This window comes from Microtetraspora glauca (assembly GCF_040656155.1).
Classification (GTDB): Bacteria; Actinomycetota; Actinomycetes; order Streptosporangiales; family Streptosporangiaceae; genus Microtetraspora; species Microtetraspora glauca.
In genome coordinates this window covers 17984-33552 of sequence record NZ_JBFALK010000018.1, presented here as the reverse complement: position 1 = coordinate 33552, position 15569 = coordinate 17984, and the positions used below count along the sequence as shown (strand labels likewise).

The window sequence follows — 15569 nt, the reverse complement described above, 5'->3', positions numbered from 1 at the left end:
CCGCCCCCGTAGGGACAAGCCAGGGATGACCTCGCTCTGTGTGCCGGTCGTCCGCGAACGGCGCGGAACATCAGCGCGGATATGTGCCGGGCGTCTACGCGGCACAACCCCTACGCGTGATCGACATGGCTCTCCCCTGTCATGGGCCGCATTTCAGGCAAGACGCCTCCGGCAGCGCCCCGCTCCGGGGCCCGGCTCCGGGATGCTCAGGTGATCGGGGGTGTGCGCGGCGCGCATGCTTCCAGGGCTTCGTCAAGGAGTTGCGGCCGCGGTTCGTCATCCTGCCAACCGTCGGCCTTGAGCTTTCGCAGGAGCGGCAGGAGTTGTGGGTCACCCAGCGCCGCCGCTGCCTCGACGTAGAGGTTGCCCACGTCCGGATCAGCGAGCCGGCGTTTCAGTACGGGCAGAAGCCGGGCGTCGTGTCGCTTGGCGAGTGCCACCGCGGCCTCGCCTGCCGTGTCCGCTCCCTGATCTTCCAGGCGTACGAAGAAGGCGTCTCGGATCTCCTGCGTGTCGTTCTCCTCACAGCCGCCCAGCGCCATGGTGGCCCAGTCCCGCACGTGGTCATCTGGATCGCGCATCAATCCCAGCAGCACCCGGACCGCGTCTTCGGGAAGTGGATCGACGCCGACGGGAATCCCACGTGCCACATGCCAGCGGACATCGGAGTCCGGGTCGGCCGCGAAACGCAGGAGCGGGAAGAGCACACGGTCGTCGTCGCAGATCGTGGCGAGCGCGTGTGCGGCGGACCATCGTACGTCCTCATGGGTTGTGTCCAGGGGGAGAGCGTTCGCCGCTTCGATCAGGGGCGGAACGTGCCAGGAGAAGTCGACCGCCTGAACCGCGAGCAGGTCGAATCCGAGTGCTCGCACCCGCTCATCCGGATCAGCCCACCAGCTTCGCGCCAGAGCTGTGATCTCCTCTGGGGAGGAAAACGATTCAAACAGCCGGTTCATCGCGTCGAAATGCTCGGTGTGAGACTCTTCGTCCCAGGCGATCAACGCGGCGAGCTGACTGTCAGAGAGCGGTTGCCTCGACATTTCTCTGCCTTTCTCGCTAATGCCGGAAAAAGTCATCAAGCGGACAATGCGGGTCGTGATACGAGCACGCCGAGGTGGCATCGGAAAGTCGACCGAATTCCGGGGACGCCCAGACGGCCAACGTCCGTGATCACTGCCTGATGGCGCCGACCAGAAGCGACCTGTCGAGGATGCGCGTTCCCATGATTTCCGCGGTGGACGACGGTGGGCCGGAATCCGGGGCTTGGGTCCTGCGTCCGGGGCCTGGGTCCTGCGGGCGTCGATCTGGGGCTGGTGGGGGGTCGTTTCTTTCACCCCGGCTGAACCGGGCATTCGGGTCGGCGGTGGGGCCGCTATGGGGTGTGCCGCGGATCGGAGGGCCGAGGCCGGTCTTCTCCGAGAACGAGCATGATGTGCTCGTACTCACCGTGCCGGACCGTACCAGTGCGGCGGAAGCCGCATTTCTCCAGCAGCCGCACCGAGCCTGTGTTCCCGGCGAAGGGATCGGCGAAGAGAGGGCGGGCCTTCTCCATATCCAGGAAGAGCGTCAGCGCCCTGGTGCCGATGCCCTGGCCCCAGTATCGGCGGTCGAAGCCGTACCCGATGAAGCGCCTGCCGTCCTCCCACCAGGCCACGACGCTGCCGACTGCCTCGCCGTCCACGGTGACCGTCCGCACCAGGACGGTGGGATCGCCGAGGACCTTCGTGGCCCAGTGAGTCATGAAGGTTTCCCGCGCCCGTGGAGTGAACTTTGACCGCCGGACCGTCTCGGGATCGTGCTCCTGCTCGAAGAACAGCTCCAGATCGGCCTCGTGGACATCCCTCAGCCGCACATCGACACTCATGGCGCCCAGTCTGGCTTCCGGCACCGACATTTTCCCGACGAGCGGTCCCCTCGCGGTCCCGGACCGCGATGGCTTCGGGGCGACCTGGCGGACATGCGCGAACTGAACGAGTCGACGGGCCTGGACGAACTGGCGGCGGTGCGCGACCTGCTCGCGGTGCCGAAGCCCTCACTGGAAGCGGTCGTCGCGGGCCGGTCTCGGCTCCTCGCCGCGATGTCCTCTCCGGAGGCCCAGGTGGAGCGACGGAGAAGAGCGCCGAGGCGGTGGCTGGCCGTGGGGGTCGGGCTGGTCGGAGCGGCCGCCGCCGCTGCGGTGGCCAAGACCCCCGCCGAAGGCGCCTACTGGCGGACCCGTACGGTCTGGGGGACGACGTTCTCCGAACCCGGCCGTCGCTACCTCATCCGGCGCAGCACCTCCCATGAGCAGTGGTTGGCGCAACGGCCGGGCGCGCAGAGCTGGTGGATCGACCAATACCTCGGCGCGCGGCCCGCGACCCCTCAGGACGAGACGGCCTGGCGTGAGGCGGGCTCGCCCAGCAGTTGGCAGTATCCGGTGAACCTCGCCGACCTCCACGATGTCGCCATCGTCAACTCGGGAGAGAAGGTGGAGAGCCTGCCGGGTGAGCCGGTGGCGACCCGGCTGCGCGGCGGTTGGAAGGGCACGGGCGGACACCTGACGAAGGAGTCGATGACCTGGGCCGAACTGCGCGCGATCCCGAGCGGCACCCAAGAGCTCCGGGCCTATCTCGAAGCGCGCATCACGCGGCTCGCGAAGAAGTACCCCGTGATCGACATGGAGCAGGAGATGGAGCGACGGCTCCAGTCGAGCTGTACGGAGATCCTCGAGGGCCTGCCGGTCTCACCCAAGGTACGCGCCTCCGCGTACCGGATCCTGGCCTCGCTGCCCGGTATGAGAGCGGAAGGGGAGGTCACCGACCTGCTCGGCCGTACCGGTCAGGCGCTCAGCTACCACGTGGACTCGCCTCTCGGCCCCCAGGATGGCATCGACGTGCGACTGGTGATCGACCCGAAGAGCGGGCTTCCCCTGGCCATCGGGTCGAAGAGCGTCGGTCGGCTCAAGGACGGCCGATCCGTGGACATCGAGAATGTCACGGCCTACGAGGAGGTCGGCTGGACCGACGAGGAGCCGGAGATACCCGCTCAGCACGACTGACCGGCCGGGGGCGTCTCCGAAAGCGGAACAGCGGGAACGGTCGGAACGGCACGCACTGCGAGAACAGCCGGACCGGCGGGAATTGCAGGCACTGCAGGCACTGCGGAGCCGCCGGACCGGCCGGAACCGCGGGAACCGCGGGAACGGCGGGAACGGCGCTGGCGACGTCTTCGGGCTGTCCACAGGTTGTGGACTGTCCACAGTCGGCTCGCCCCGCCCCGTCGTCCCCGCTATGACACGCCATGATCTCGCCATGGCTTCCCGCAGCCGTCCGCGGCTTTACGTGGCAGACGCGGTGGGACCGGTACGGCAGGCGTTCACCGGAAAAGCGGGGGAGTTCGCACGGAAACGTCGTGCGGGCGGCGAAATTCCGTGAGCTAATGAATGGATGGCGAAGAGTCCGATGAAACGCCACACAAGAGGCCGAGTTGGATGCTTAAGATGATTTTTCGGCAAATGGCGATACTGTTCGGAGCCGACGACGACCCGCACATGGGGGACGACTCGCACGCGCGTGACCTGGACGAATACCTCGACGAGGAGGACGACCTGGATGACGATGAATTCTGACATTCCCGACCCATCCCACCATTACGGGAATTGGCATAATTAATCGGCATTCCGTCGCGACAGAAACGTGCGCGCATCGCCTGGGTCACAACGGCTCTGAGTCAGAAACCACATCAAGAGGGTTTTTCTGCATGAAGTTCACATTGGACGACGTACGGTCACAGACATACAAGGCACGGGACGCCTGGTGGACGGTGTTCCTGGTGGATCCCCTGGCCGGCCGCCTCGTGCTCGGAACCGCGAACCGTACCTCCATCACCCCCAACCAGATCACCTGGGGCGCCTTCCTCCTCGGCCTGGGCTCGGCCGGCTGCTTCCTGACGGCGGACCGGACCTGGCTGATCGTCGGAGCCGCCCTCTATCACCTGAGCTTCGTGCTCGACTGCATGGACGGCAAGATCGCCCGCCTCAAGGGGACGGGGACCGTCCTGGGCGGCTGGCTCGACTACGTCTTCGACCGGATCCGGGTGCTCACCTGCGCTCTCGCCCTGATGTGGGGTCAGTTCCAGGCGACCGGGCAGGAGCTCTACCTGATCCTCGGCATCGGGGTCGTCTTCCTCGACATGCTGCGCTATGTCGACGCCCTCCAGATCGCGAAGGTCCGACGCCAGATGCGCCGCACGCTGAAGAAGGCGTACGACGAGTCCACCATCGCGGACCCGTCCGCCCTGCCGGACCGGCTGCGCGAGGACCCCGATCTCGATCCCGAACTCGACCCTGACCTCGACTCCGACGAGATCAGGATCCGCACGATGGGCGTCGTCGACCTGCAGGAGGAGTTCCGTTCGCGCTTCGCCTGGTACATCGGCGTACGCGAGTGGCTGCGTGACCATCGGGTCCGCACCCACCTGATCAGCGGCATCGAGTTCCAGATGGCGGTGTTCATCATCGGCCCGGTGCTCGGGTACATCGTCCCGGTCACGGTCGGCGCGGCCGCGCTGCTGCTCGTCTTCGAAGTCGCGATCATGTACAAGCTCTGGCTCTCGTCCCGGGACCTCGCTCGCGCGCTCGCCGAGATCCGCCGGACGTCGGCGCAGGTACAGGCCACGGCCGGTAACTGAGCGCATCCCGCCCCCTCCCCGGCCACAGCCGGCCGCCCCGATCCCCCGGCGGCCCCGGCGCGGCCTGCGAAGCTACGCGGATCTGCGTACGGCGAAGCCTCCGGCGAGCGGATGTCCAGCCGGAGCCACGCGACCACACTCGGCGCATGCTGACCGTGCTCATACGTGCCTTCCGCGTGCCCGACATCCGGAAGAAGATCCTCTTCACCCTGGCGCTGATCGTGCTCTTCCGGTTCGGGCAGATCCTTCCCGCTCCCGGCGTGAACCTCGTCGCGGTACAGGAGTGCCTGCGCGGCAGTCGCAACGGGCTCGTCGACATGCTGCAACTGTTCAGCGGCGGAGCGATGCTGAAGTTGTCGGTGTTCGCCCTCGGGGTCGTGCCGTACATCACCGCCGGCATCGTGATCCAGCTCCTCACCGTGGTGATCCCGCGGCTGGAGGCGCTCAGGAAGGAGGGGCGGCAGGGACAGGCGAAGATCACCCAGTACACCCGCTACCTGACGGTGGCGCTGGCCCTCCTCCAGGCCGGCACGGTGGTGTCCCTGGCCCGCGCGGGCCAGATCTTCCCGACCTGCGACCGGCGGCTGCTGCACGACCAGAGCCCGCTGACGGTCGTCGTGATCGTGACCACCATGGTGGCGGGCACATCAGTGATCATGTGGCTGGGCGAGCTGATCACCGATCGCGGGATCGGGAACGGCATGTCCATCCTGATCTTCACTCAGGTCGTGGCCGCGTTTCCCTCGTACATGTCGAACATCTTCCTGCTCAGCCCGGTCGCGCTGGCGGCGATGCTGCTCGCGGGCGTCTTCCTGGTGGCGGCGGTGGTGTTCATGGAACAGGCGCAGCGGCGCGTCCCGGTCCAGTACGCCAAGCGGATGGTCGGCCGCAGGATGTACGGCGGTACCTCGACCTACCTTCCGCTGAAGGTCAACCAGGCCGGCATCGTCCCCGTCATCTTCACCTCGTCCCTGCTCTTCCTCCCGCAGTTGGCCGCGCAGTTCACGGGCGGCACTGGCCCCGTGGCGGAGTGGATCGCGCGTCACCTTGTCTCGGGTGACGACCCGGTCTACATGACGGCGTACCTCCTGCTCGTCGTGGCGTTCACCTACTTCTACGTGTCGATCACCTTCAACCCGGTGGAGGTGGCCGACACCATGAAGCGGTTCGGCGGGTTCGTCCCCGGCGTACGGCCCGGCCGGCCCACCGCGGAGTATCTGCGGTACACGCTCTCGCGGCTGACCGCGCCGGGAGCGCTCTACCTCGGCACGCTCTCCCTGATCCCGATCGTCGCGTTCGTGATGCTGCGCGATCCGGCGACCCAGCAGAGCTTCCCGTTCGGCGGTACGACCGTGCTCATCATGGTCGGAGTGGGGCTCGACACGGTGAAGCAGATCGAGGCGCAGGTGGAGCAGCGCACCTACGCGGGTTTCCTCAAGGAATCGTCAGCCCGGACCTGACCGCGAAGACGACCAGTTGGGCGCGGTCTCGGGCGTGGAGTTTGACCATGGCACGGCTGACGTGGGTGCGCACCGTGTCGGGGCTGATGACCAGTTCCTTGGCGATCTCGTCGTTCGACCGGCCGGTGGCGACCCACGCGACCATCTCACGCTCTCTGGGAGTGAGCGTGTCGAGGCCCATGACCGGTGCCACGTCGTGGCGGCCGAACAGGCCGATGACCTTCCTGGTGATGGACGGGGAGAGCAGCGCCTCGCCCGAGGCCACCACCCTGATCGCGTGGGCGAGCTCCTCCGGAGCGCTGTCCTTGAGGACGAACCCGCTCGCTCCGGCCTGGAGCGCGGCGAACACGTACTGATCGACCGCGAAGGTGGTGACGATGACGACCCGGGTGGTGTTGAGCGCGGGGTCGGCGGCGATGGCCCGAAGCGTGTCGATGCCGTCCATGCCGGTCATCCGGATGTCGAGCAGGAGCACGTCGGGGCGGGTGTCGCGCAGCAGCCGAAGCGCCTCGGCTCCCTCCGCCGCCTCTCCCGCGAACTCCAGGTCGGGCTCACGCTCGATGAGCGCCCTCAGCCCCATGCGTACGACCGCCTGATCATCGGCCAACGCCACCCGGATCCGGTCCGTCGGCGGGATCACGCGACGCCCCTCCTCATACGGTGTCCAGGTTCAGGGGGAAGCGGGCCACGACGTGGAAACCGCCGCCTTCACGGGGGCCGGCGCTGAACGCGCCTCCGGCGTCCGTCACGCGTGCCCGCATCCCGGCCAGCCCACGGCCTTCGGGCACTCCGCCGCCGGCCATTCGGGCCTCGCTGGTCCGGGCGTCGGCCGATGCGCCCTCGGCGAGGGTGTCAGGACCGCCTCCCCCGTCGACGATCTCGACGACGAACGCGGCCGGGCCGGTGGCGGCGCGGACCAGGGCGGTGGTCGGACCGGCATGGCGCATGACGTTGGTCAGCGACTCGCGTACGACGCGATAGACCGTGTCCTGGAGGTGAACGGGCACGTTCGGCTCGGCCGGTTCCAGATCCACGCGTAGCCCCGCCGCGCGCACCCCGCCGACCAACCGGGACAGGTCATGATCCTCCGTGACGGGATCGATGAGATCGAGCGCGGACCGGAGCTGGTCGAGTGCCCGCGTACTGGTCGCGCGGATCGCCTCAAGCGACTCGCGGACCTTGTCCGGCCGCTCGTCCAGCATGAGCAGGGCGACTCCGGCCTGCATGGCGATGGTGGCGAGGCCGTGCCCGGCCGCATCGTGCACCTCTCCGGCGATGCGCGCCCGCTCCTCGGCGATCGATTCCCGCGCACTCGCCTCCTGAGCGCCCGAAGGCGCGGTGGGGCGCCGTTCCGGCTTGACCAGAAGCACGGGCTGGGCCGGCGTCGCGGGCAACGACCAGCCCACCGCGACAGCCGCGTCCGGATCGGAGACGGTGTCGAGGTCGGTGCCGAGCGTCGCATCCGGGGAGAAGTCCGCGGTCAGTTGCCGATCCTGCGCGCTCAGGCGTTGGTCGCCCGTACTCAGGCGTTGATCGGCCGTACCACGAGCCTGGCCTGGACCGCCGAACGGCCATGGGATGGCCAGCCAGCCCACCCACGCCAGCATGAGGACGACCGGCAGGTCACGCAGCCGTCCCAGTTGGGACAGCGCCGACGCGGCCGCCGCCAGAGAACTGCGCGGGCGGCCGTCCGGATGCGTGCGCTCGGTCACCATCCCCCATCAGAACAGGCACAGATGATCTGATCCTAGCCAGGATCAGGCACACGAGTTCCAGAGGATCCGCCCCTCGTCGGTACGTTCGTACGCGTGACTGACAACTTCGCGGGCGACAGCCGTACCAACTGGGAGCGGATGCTGGCCGGTGACCTCTACATCGCCGACGATCCGGAGATGGCCGCCGCGTCGAAGCGCGCCCTTCTCCTCGCCCACCGGTACGGCGAGCTCTATCCGACCGACCTGGAGGCCGCCCGGCCCCTCCTCGACGAGCTGATCGGCTCGATCGCGCCGGACGCCCACATCCGGCCGCCGCTGTACGTGGACTACGGGACGTACATCACCATCGGCTCCGGCACGTTCGCCAACTACGGACTGACCGCGCTCGACGTCGCTCCCATCACGATCGGCGCGGACGTCCAGATCGGCCCGAACGTGCAGCTTCTCACGCCCACGCATCCCGTCGATCCGGACGCGCGCCGCGCGAAGCTGGAGGCGGCCGAGCCGATCGTGATCGGCGACAACGTGTGGATCGGTGGCGGCGCGATCGTGCTGGCCGGTGTCACCATCGGCGAGAACAGCGTGATCGGCGCGGGCGCCGTCGTCACCAGGGACATCCCGGCCGGGGTCGTCGCCGTCGGCAACCCCGCCCGGGTCATCCGCCACATCTAGTGCACCGCTCCTTCCGGGCGAACCTTGCCGGTCACGGGCACTGGGTTGTTTCGTGGATCTTCTTGGCCCACTGCGCTCGCCCGGACGGCGGAGGTCCCGGAGGCAATCCCTGGTGCGACCGCCCTCGGGCGGGTTCGGTGTGCCGGCTTTCCGTCACGTTCCCCGGGTTCCCTACGCCGGATCGGCGTCCGGCTTCCTGGCGACGCCTCCCACGAAGGTGTAGTAAGTGATCCCCTGCTCGGCGTGGTCGTCGGGACCGGGCCGCCACTCGGCGAGCGGTACCAGGCCGGGGTCGAGCATCTCGAAGTCCCCGAAGTAGGCGCGGATCTCGTCGTGTGTGCGCCAGCGGCCGGTGCCGAGGTTCTCGTTGAACAGCTTCTCGGCCGCGGCGGCCTGCTCGGCGACCTCGGGCCGGGCCGCTCCGGGGTTGTGGAAGTGCGAGATCGCGACGAAGCTGCCCGGAGGCAGGGCGTCCCTGAGCAGGGCGGCGATGCCCTCGGGGTCCTCGTCGTCGTTCAGGTGGTGCAGGATCCCGAACAGAAGCAGGGCGACGGGCCGGGAAGGATCGATGAGCCGCCGCAGGTCCGGGTGGTCCACGATCTCTTGGGGGCGCCTGATGTCGGCCTGGATGACCGTCGTGGTGTCGTTCTTGGCCAGCAGCGCGCGGCCGTGCACCAGGACGATCGGGTCGTTGTCCACATAGACCACCCGCGCCCCTCGGTCCACCGCGTGCGCGATCTCGTGGACGTTTCCCTGGGTGGGGAGGCCGGAGCCGATGTCGACGAACTGCCGGATCCCGGCCTCGGCGGCCAGGTGGTGCACGACCCGGCGCAGGAACTCGCGGTTGGCCCGCGCCGCCTCAGGGGCGTCCGGTGCGATCTGGAGGGCCAACTCGGCCACCTTGCGGTCGGACGCGAAGTTGTCCTTGCCGCCCAGCATGAAGTCATAGACCCGCGCGACACTCGGCTTGCCGATCTCGATGCCGGCCGGCGCCCGCTCCTGCCCGCCTTCGGCCGAGTCCCAATCTTCGGACACAGTCATTCCTCCCGCTCGATCGCGCGCTGACCGATCAACGGTGATCCTATTAGCCTGTCATGTCGAGATGTCATGTTTTCTGGCGTCTTTTATAGATAACTCCCAGAAAACCGCGTCACCTGTACGGCATTAAGCGGGAAATAGAACTCTTATCCCCAGATGTCCAAGAATGGCGATGAATGGCGTGTCTATCGCGAGGCGCGACGCGTGGGCGAATCAGCACGGCCGGTCACCCAGGGCACCCTTGGCGCACGGTTTCACATCCACCCGGGGCCGGTCGGGCGCGGCCCCGGCGTGCGATCACTGGCACTTGCCCTTCAGCCAGGCCCGGTAGTCCTTGGTGTAGTTCGTCATCACGCTACGCGGGGCCTGCTTGAGTACGGCCTGCCACTGGACCATGTTGCCGCTCCAGGCGGGGACCGGCTCGTTCCAGGCCACGCTGTCGGTCCACCTGGCGGCGGATCCCTTGATGAGCCCAGGGTGGCGCTTCGCCAGCTCCCCCTGGATCCAGGAGTCCTGCGAGTAGACCAGGATCCGCTGCGAGCCCTGCCGCTCCTTGATCGGGTCCGAGATCTCCTTCCACGCCTTCGCCGCGTACGCGGGATCGCTGAGGATGCTCCTCGTCTCCGGCTTGATCTCCAGCAGGGCGATCAGGCCCTGGGATCTCACGTGGTCCAGCCACTCCCGGAGCGAGTAGACCCGCTCGCCCTTGTACGGACCACGCGTGATGCGACGGCCCTTCAGGTTTCCCGTGCCCGCCGCCCACCAGATGTCGGTGATGTTCTGCTTGCCGCCGGTCAGGCCGTTGGTGGAGGTGTTGTGCCACATCACCGCCTTGGTCCCCTGCCGGGTGAGCTGGACGTCGGCCTCGACACCGTCGGCCCCCCATGCCTTCTGGGCATCGACGGCGCGATAGTTGTTGGGCTGGCGCACCTGGTCCTTCGCCCAGCCGTTCGCGCCCTCGGGGTAGCCGCCGTGTCCGAAGACCTGCGGGCAGGACGGCAGGACGGCCGCCGCGGTACGCGCGCCGGAGGCGGCCGCGGGCGACACGTTCACCAATGCGCCCGCGGTGAGGGCGGCCGCCGTCACCGACAGGCCCATCGTCATCGTCGTCTTCACGTGTTCCGCCAATCGGAGGTCGTCCGCCGAACCCGCACGGCAGGCTATTGACGGACTCGCGAATGATCAAGGCGAAGGGACCGGACTCGGGGCGGATCGGCCCGCCTGGCGCGTCCGGTGCGCCACCGGCCGGGCCAGGCCGTAAAGGACCGAGATGGCGCCCAGCGCCGCCGCGACCAGCAGGATCACCTCGTAGCCGGCCACGGCGAACAGGCCCGCGCCGCGTTGCCCGAGCACCGATGCCACCGCCACGGATCCAGTGATCCGTTCGGCCAATCCCCAAGTCAATGCTTGGGCATTGGTGTGGTGTTTACTGACCGGCATGGCAGAAGCGGATCCCCGGCTCAAGGCGCTGGCGCATCCGGTACGGCTGCGCATGCTGTCGCTGCTCTGGGCCGCCCCCATGTCCGCCGCCGAACTCGCCCGCGAGCTGGAGATCTCGCACGCCCTCTCCAGCCAGCACCTGCGACGCCTGCGCACCGCGGGGCTGGCCGAACTCGTCGAGATCCGGTCCCGGCGCGGGGGCCGAGAACGCCGCTACCGCGCGGTGCGGGGAACGCCGCTCACCGATCAGCGCGACGAGTTCCCGCTGATCGTCGAGACGCTCGTACAGACCCTGCGCGAGCGCGCCGCGCGCAGGGACCCCGCGCGGTCCGGCGTAACCGCCGACGCGGAGCTCTGGGTACGGGCCGAGGTGTGGGACGACGTCCGCGAGCGGATGATCACCGCACTGTTCGACCTGCACGACGCGGCGCAGGCCCCGCGCACTCCCGACACGGTGCACCTCGCAGCCACGGTGGTGGCGTTCCCCATCGAGTCATGAGCTCCCCCGCCCTGTCCTCACGCCATGCGGCGGTTCTGACAATGTCCCGGTAGAGCAGGACACCGGCCCCTATGGAACGGGACCACACAGGCGAGATCATTACTATTCGGCGTAATCGCCTACTTCCGGCATACCGGACCACGGGGCGGTGACGGCCCAGGCACACGACCCGTGCCGACCCACAGCGGTGTGCTCATGAAGGGGAACGACATGACCTCGATCTTCGATGTGTCCGCGTCGGAAGGCGACGTCAGCGGACGCGACCTCGGGCAGGCGGTGGAATCCCTCCTGGCCGGGTGGGCGGAGCGCGTGGCCGTTCCCGTCGAGGTGTGGGCACTGCCGACGAAGGAGGTGCCGGACGAGCTCGCCCGGCTCGCCTACCGGGTCCTGGTGGACGCGCTGGCCCGCGTGGAGGGTGCGCGGGAGGTGTCGGTGGCGATGACCACGGGGAAGACGCTGCGGCTGACGGTCTCCTGCGAAGGCCGTACGGATCCCCACGGCAAGGGCACCGCTGACAGGAACGCCTCCGGCGACGACGCCGGCATGAGCGTGCTGCACACCCAGGTCAAGGCGCGGCGCGGAGTCTATTCCACCGGTCTGGCGGGGACGGGAAGCATGACCATCACACTGGAGCTCCCGCTTCCCTGAACGGCTGGCCCGCTACCTGGTCCACAGGGACTCCTGAACGGTCTGGGCGAGGGCCATCAGCTCGCCGGACACCCGCTCGGGACGCCAGGCGAGGCCGTACGTCATGCGCAGGTCACCGGCGTCGAACGGCACGAACCGCACATCATGGCGGCGGATCGAGCTGACGACCAGATGGGGCACGGGCAACAGCCCGATGCCGGCCGCGACGAGGTCCAGCACCGCCGTGAAGTCGTCGATCTCGTCCGCCACGGCGTGTAGCTGGTGCGGCCCGCGCAGCCGGCCGGCCAGCCGCGCCCACATGCCGCCCGGCGGGCGGTTGCGCGGCACGATGATCCGATGCCCCGCGAGCCGTTCCGGCCCGATCCTCGCCAGGGTGGCGAGCGGGTCGCCCGCCGGCACCGCCAGGTGTCCGACCGGCACGTGGAACCGGGCCGCGGTCGTCAGCCCCAGCGGGAACGGCGCGCTGAGGATGGCGGCCGACACGTCACCCTCGGTCAGGGCGGCGGTGGCGGCGTTCCACCCGGCGGCCCGGAGATCAACGCCGATCGCCGGCCTGCGCCGGGACAACCGCCGGGCGACCCGCGCCGCGAGTGCCCCGACGACCGGCGCGTAGGCCAGCCGGATGACCGGTCGCGCGGCCTCCGCCAGCCGGGCCGCCTCGGCCGCGAAGGCGTCCGCCGTCTCCAGCAGCGCCTCGGCCTGCGGCAGGAGGGCCGCGCCGGCCTGCGACAGCCGTACCTCACGGCTGGTCCGCTCGAACAGCCGGAGCCGCAGCGCGCGTTCGAGACGGCCGATGGCCTGACTCATCGCCGGCTGCGACATGCCCATCTCCGCCGCGGCACGGGAGAAGCTGCGATGACGCGCGACGAGCGCGAAACAGCGGATGTCGCGTACCGGCGGACTGGGTTCCACGCTCCAGTATCACCGGCCTCTATAAGTGCTGTTGATAGATCCACGGTGCGCATCCCCGCTTTCCGCGACGCTCGTCCATAAGCGGCGATGATGGATCGGCTGCGCGGGTCCGGGACGCGGGCACGATGCGCTGGTCCGATCCGCCCGGCCGCTCACGAGCGGTCCCCACCACGGAGTCGTCATGACCGCTGTGCGCCCGTCGCCCTTTCCCGCTTCCACGGTCCTCGGATATCCGAGAATCGGGCCCCACCGCGAGCTGAAACGCGCGCTCGAGTCGTACTGGAGCGGCCACGGCACCTGGGAGGAACTGGAGGCCACCGGCGCCCGCCTACGGGAGGAGACCTGGCGACGGCTCGGCGCGCTCGGCCTGGGCGCGGCGCCGTCAAACACGTTCTCGTACTACGACCACGTGCTCGACACGGCCGTGCTGTTCGACGCGGTGCCCGAGCGTTACCGGGACCGGTCCCCGGAGGACGCGTACTTCGCGATGGCCCGTGGCGCCGACGGTCTCGCACCGCTACGCATGACCAAGTGGTTCGACACGAACTATCACTACATCGTGCCGGAGATCGGGATCGACACCGCGTTCCGGCTGGCCGGTGACAAACCCCTCGCCGAGGTACGGGAGGCCCGCGCGCTGGGCGTCGACACGCGTCCCGTGCTGCTCGGCCCGGTGACGTTCCTGCTGCTGTCGCAACCGGCGCCGGGCGGGCCGTCCGGGTTCGCCCCGCTGGACCGGCTGCCCGACCTGCTGCCCGCGTACGAGCGGCTGCTGGAGGCGCTCGCCGCCGAAGGCGTCGGCTGGGTGCAGCTCGACGAGCCCGCGCTCGTGGCGGACCGCACGGAGGAGGAGCTCGCCGCCGTCCGGACCGCCTACCGGCGACTCGGCGCGCTGACCTCCAGGCCGGCGCTGCTCGTCGCGTCGTACTTCGGGGATCCGGGCGACGCGCTCCCGGCCCTCGCGGACACGCCGGTCGAGGCGATCGGGCTGGACCTGGTCCGCGGCAGGATCCCGGAGAACGCCGATCTCTCGGGCAAGACCGTCGTCGCCGGTGTGGTGTCCGGCCGCGACGTCTGGCGCACCCGCCCCGACAGGGCACTGTCCGCCCTCCTGGCCGTGCGGGAGCGCGCCGCGCGGGTCGTCGTGAGCACCTCCTGCTCCCTCCTGCACGTGCCGTACGACGTCGAGCGGGAGACGGACCTCGATCCGGCGCTGCGGCACCGGATGGCGTTCGCCGAGCAGAAGGTCGCCGAGGTGGTCGAGCTGGCCGCCCTGCTCGCCGCGAGCCCGGCCCCGCCCCGGCCTGTGAGCCCGGCCTCGCGCCGGGGCTCGGAGCCGCCCACGCCACCGCCGCTTTCCGGCGGCGAACCCGCTCCCTCCTCCCCCGTGCCGCCCTCCTCTGTACCGGCCACCTCTGTACCGGCCTCGCGCGAGGGCCGCAGTCCGTACGCGGTGCGAGCGGCGGCGCAGGCGGAACACCTGCGCCTGCCGGTGCTGCCCGTCACGACCATCGGCTCGTTCCCGCAGACCGGCGAGCTCCGGGAGGCCCGCGCCGCGCTGGGGGCCGGGCGGCTGGACGAGGACGGCTACGAGTCCCTGGTCCGGGCCGAGATCGCGCGGGTCATCGCGCTCCAGGAACGGCTCGGCCTGGACGTGCTCGTACACGGCGAACCCGAGCGCAACGACATGGTCCAGTACTTCGCCGAGCACCTCGACGGCTTCGCGGTCACCCGCCACGGCTGGGTGCAGTCGTACGGCTCCCGCTGCACCCGGCCGCCGATCCTGCACGGCGACGTCCGGCGCCCGGAACCGATCACCGTACGGTGGTCCCGGTACGCCGGGTCGCTGACGGACCGGCCGGTCAAGGGCATGCTCACCGGGCCGGTCACCATCGTCGCGTGGTCGTTCGTCCGCGACGACCTGCCGTTGCGCGACGTCGTCTTCCAGGTGGCGGACGCCGTACGCGACGAGGTGCGGGATCTGGAGGACGCCGGCGTCGCCATCATCCAGGTGGACGAGCCCGCACTGCGCGAGCTGCTGCCGCTGCGCCGCGCCTCGCAGGACGCCTACCTTGCGTGGGCGGTGGACGCGTACCGGCGGGCGACGTCGGGCGCGGGCGACAGGACGCAGATCCACACGCACCTGTGCTATTCCGACGCCGACCAGATCATCGCGGCGGTCGACGCCCTCGACGCCGACGTGACCAGCGTCGAGTCGGCCAGGTCGCACGCGCGGCTGCTGCGCGAGCCCGCGGTCGGCGGCTTCGAGCGCGGGCTCGGAGCTGGCGTGTACGACATCCACTCGCCCCGCGTACCGGAGGCCGCCGAGATCGAGGAGTCGCTACGGGCGGCGCTGCGGGTGCTGCCCGCGGATCGGGTCTGGGTCAACCCCGACTGCGGGCTGAAGACCCGCACTTATGGGGAGGTCGAGGCGGCGCTCACGAACGTCGTCAAGGCCGCGCACCATCTACGGGGAGATCACCAATGTCGTCCCCTGACCGTGGAATGACCAGACAC

General features: G+C 69.3%; 15 protein-coding genes. 7 read left to right on the top strand and 8 right to left on the bottom strand.

Features of this window, described 5'->3' with window-relative positions; translation table 11 throughout:
* Positions 1-206: 206 nt before the first annotated feature.
* Together AB0I59_RS29245 and AB0I59_RS29240 are read right to left on the bottom strand one after the other, a co-directional pair.
* Complete coding sequence (locus AB0I59_RS29245; RefSeq protein WP_358138032.1) at positions 207-1076, bottom strand: HEAT repeat domain-containing protein; 870 nt, start codon at positions 1074-1076, stop codon at positions 207-209.
* 296 nt (positions 1077-1372) lie between these two features.
* Positions 1373-1864: a GNAT family N-acetyltransferase gene (locus AB0I59_RS29240; RefSeq protein ID WP_358138029.1), complete on the bottom strand. Its 492-nt coding sequence runs from the start codon at positions 1862-1864 to the stop codon at positions 1373-1375.
* A gap of 93 nt (positions 1865-1957) precedes the next feature.
* Here AB0I59_RS29240 and AB0I59_RS29235 point away from each other — a divergent pair, with 93 nt between their 5' ends.
* The 3 genes from AB0I59_RS29235 (at position 1958) to secY (ending at position 6128) form a co-directional block, all read left to right on the top strand.
* Positions 1958-3037 (top strand): hypothetical protein, encoded by a 1080-nt coding sequence (locus AB0I59_RS29235; RefSeq protein WP_358138027.1) that lies wholly within the window; start codon positions 1958-1960, stop codon positions 3035-3037.
* A 701-nt stretch (positions 3038-3738) separates the two neighbouring features.
* Entirely contained in the window at positions 3739-4668 is a 930-nt protein-coding gene (locus AB0I59_RS29230; RefSeq protein WP_061260147.1) for a CDP-alcohol phosphatidyltransferase family protein, read from the top strand.
* Positions 4669-4814: 146 nt separating this feature from the next.
* Positions 4815-6128 (top strand): preprotein translocase subunit SecY, encoded by a 1314-nt coding sequence (gene secY, locus AB0I59_RS29225; protein ID WP_061260148.1) that lies wholly within the window; start codon positions 4815-4817, stop codon positions 6126-6128.
* On the opposite strand, the gene AB0I59_RS29220 is transcribed toward secY, so the two are convergent.
* Together AB0I59_RS29220 and AB0I59_RS29215 are read right to left on the bottom strand one after the other, a co-directional pair.
* A complete protein-coding gene (locus AB0I59_RS29220; protein ID WP_228646648.1) occupies positions 6103-6768 on the bottom strand; it encodes a response regulator in 666 nt (221 codons plus the stop codon). The genes secY and AB0I59_RS29220 overlap by 26 nt on opposite strands.
* 13 nt (positions 6769-6781) lie before the next feature.
* Positions 6782-7840: a sensor histidine kinase gene (locus AB0I59_RS29215; protein WP_358138023.1), complete on the bottom strand. Its 1059-nt coding sequence runs from the start codon at positions 7838-7840 to the stop codon at positions 6782-6784.
* A 96-nt stretch (positions 7841-7936) separates the two neighbouring features.
* On the opposite strand from AB0I59_RS29215, the gene AB0I59_RS29210 reads away from it, so the two are divergent.
* Entirely contained in the window at positions 7937-8515 is a 579-nt protein-coding gene (locus tag AB0I59_RS29210; protein WP_435831108.1) for a sugar O-acetyltransferase, read from the top strand.
* Between the two features lie 171 nt (positions 8516-8686).
* Here the strand turns inward: AB0I59_RS29210 and AB0I59_RS29205 are convergent, their stop codons facing one another.
* The 3 genes from AB0I59_RS29205 to AB0I59_RS29195 all read right to left on the bottom strand — a co-directional run bounded on the left by AB0I59_RS29205 (position 8687) and on the right by AB0I59_RS29195 (position 10921).
* Entirely contained in the window at positions 8687-9550 is an 864-nt protein-coding gene (locus AB0I59_RS29205) for an SAM-dependent methyltransferase (protein WP_358138020.1), read from the bottom strand.
* 300 nt (positions 9551-9850) lie between these two features.
* The gene (locus tag AB0I59_RS29200; RefSeq protein ID WP_358138017.1) at positions 9851-10669 is read right to left on the bottom strand and encodes a glycerophosphodiester phosphodiesterase; all 819 of its coding nucleotides are present in this window, start codon (positions 10667-10669) and stop codon (positions 9851-9853) included.
* A gap of 66 nt (positions 10670-10735) precedes the next feature.
* Positions 10736-10921, bottom strand: coding sequence for a hypothetical protein (locus AB0I59_RS29195; RefSeq protein WP_358138013.1), 186 nt, complete (start codon positions 10919-10921; stop codon positions 10736-10738).
* A gap of 70 nt (positions 10922-10991) precedes the next feature.
* Here AB0I59_RS29195 and AB0I59_RS29190 point away from each other — a divergent pair, with 70 nt between their 5' ends.
* Entirely contained in the window at positions 10992-11492 is a 501-nt protein-coding gene (locus AB0I59_RS29190) for an ArsR/SmtB family transcription factor (RefSeq protein ID WP_061261595.1), read from the top strand.
* 210 nt (positions 11493-11702) lie between these two features.
* Complete coding sequence (locus AB0I59_RS29185) at positions 11703-12140, top strand: hypothetical protein (RefSeq protein WP_358138010.1); 438 nt, start codon at positions 11703-11705, stop codon at positions 12138-12140.
* A 12-nt stretch (positions 12141-12152) separates the two neighbouring features.
* Here the strand turns inward: AB0I59_RS29185 and AB0I59_RS29180 are convergent, their stop codons facing one another.
* Positions 12153-13052: a LysR family transcriptional regulator gene (locus AB0I59_RS29180; protein ID WP_061261597.1), complete on the bottom strand. Its 900-nt coding sequence runs from the start codon at positions 13050-13052 to the stop codon at positions 12153-12155.
* A 181-nt stretch (positions 13053-13233) separates the two neighbouring features.
* Here AB0I59_RS29180 and metE point away from each other — a divergent pair, with 181 nt between their 5' ends.
* Complete coding sequence (gene metE / locus AB0I59_RS29175; protein ID WP_358138007.1) at positions 13234-15561, top strand: 5-methyltetrahydropteroyltriglutamate--homocysteine S-methyltransferase; 2328 nt, start codon at positions 13234-13236, stop codon at positions 15559-15561.
* Positions 15562-15569 lie beyond the last annotated feature (8 nt).

Excerpts from the sequence above, each read along its gene's own strand:
- AB0I59_RS29245 (WP_358138032.1), bottom strand. The coding sequence starts at position 1,076 with ATGACTTTTTCCGGCATTAGCGAGAAAGGCAGAGAAATGTCGAGGCAA.
- AB0I59_RS29240 (WP_358138029.1), bottom strand. The coding sequence starts at position 1,864 with ATGAGTGTCGATGTGCGGCTGAGGGATGTCCACGAGGCCGATCTGGAG.
- AB0I59_RS29235 (WP_358138027.1), top strand. The coding sequence starts at position 1,958 with ATGCGCGAACTGAACGAGTCGACGGGCCTGGACGAACTGGCGGCGGTG.
- AB0I59_RS29230 (WP_061260147.1), top strand. The coding sequence starts at position 3,739 with ATGAAGTTCACATTGGACGACGTACGGTCACAGACATACAAGGCACGG.
- secY (WP_061260148.1), top strand. The coding sequence starts at position 4,815 with ATGCTGACCGTGCTCATACGTGCCTTCCGCGTGCCCGACATCCGGAAG.
- AB0I59_RS29190 (WP_061261595.1), top strand. The coding sequence starts at position 10,992 with ATGGCAGAAGCGGATCCCCGGCTCAAGGCGCTGGCGCATCCGGTACGG.
- AB0I59_RS29185 (WP_358138010.1), top strand. The coding sequence starts at position 11,703 with ATGACCTCGATCTTCGATGTGTCCGCGTCGGAAGGCGACGTCAGCGGA.
- metE (WP_358138007.1), top strand. The coding sequence starts at position 13,234 with ATGACCGCTGTGCGCCCGTCGCCCTTTCCCGCTTCCACGGTCCTCGGA.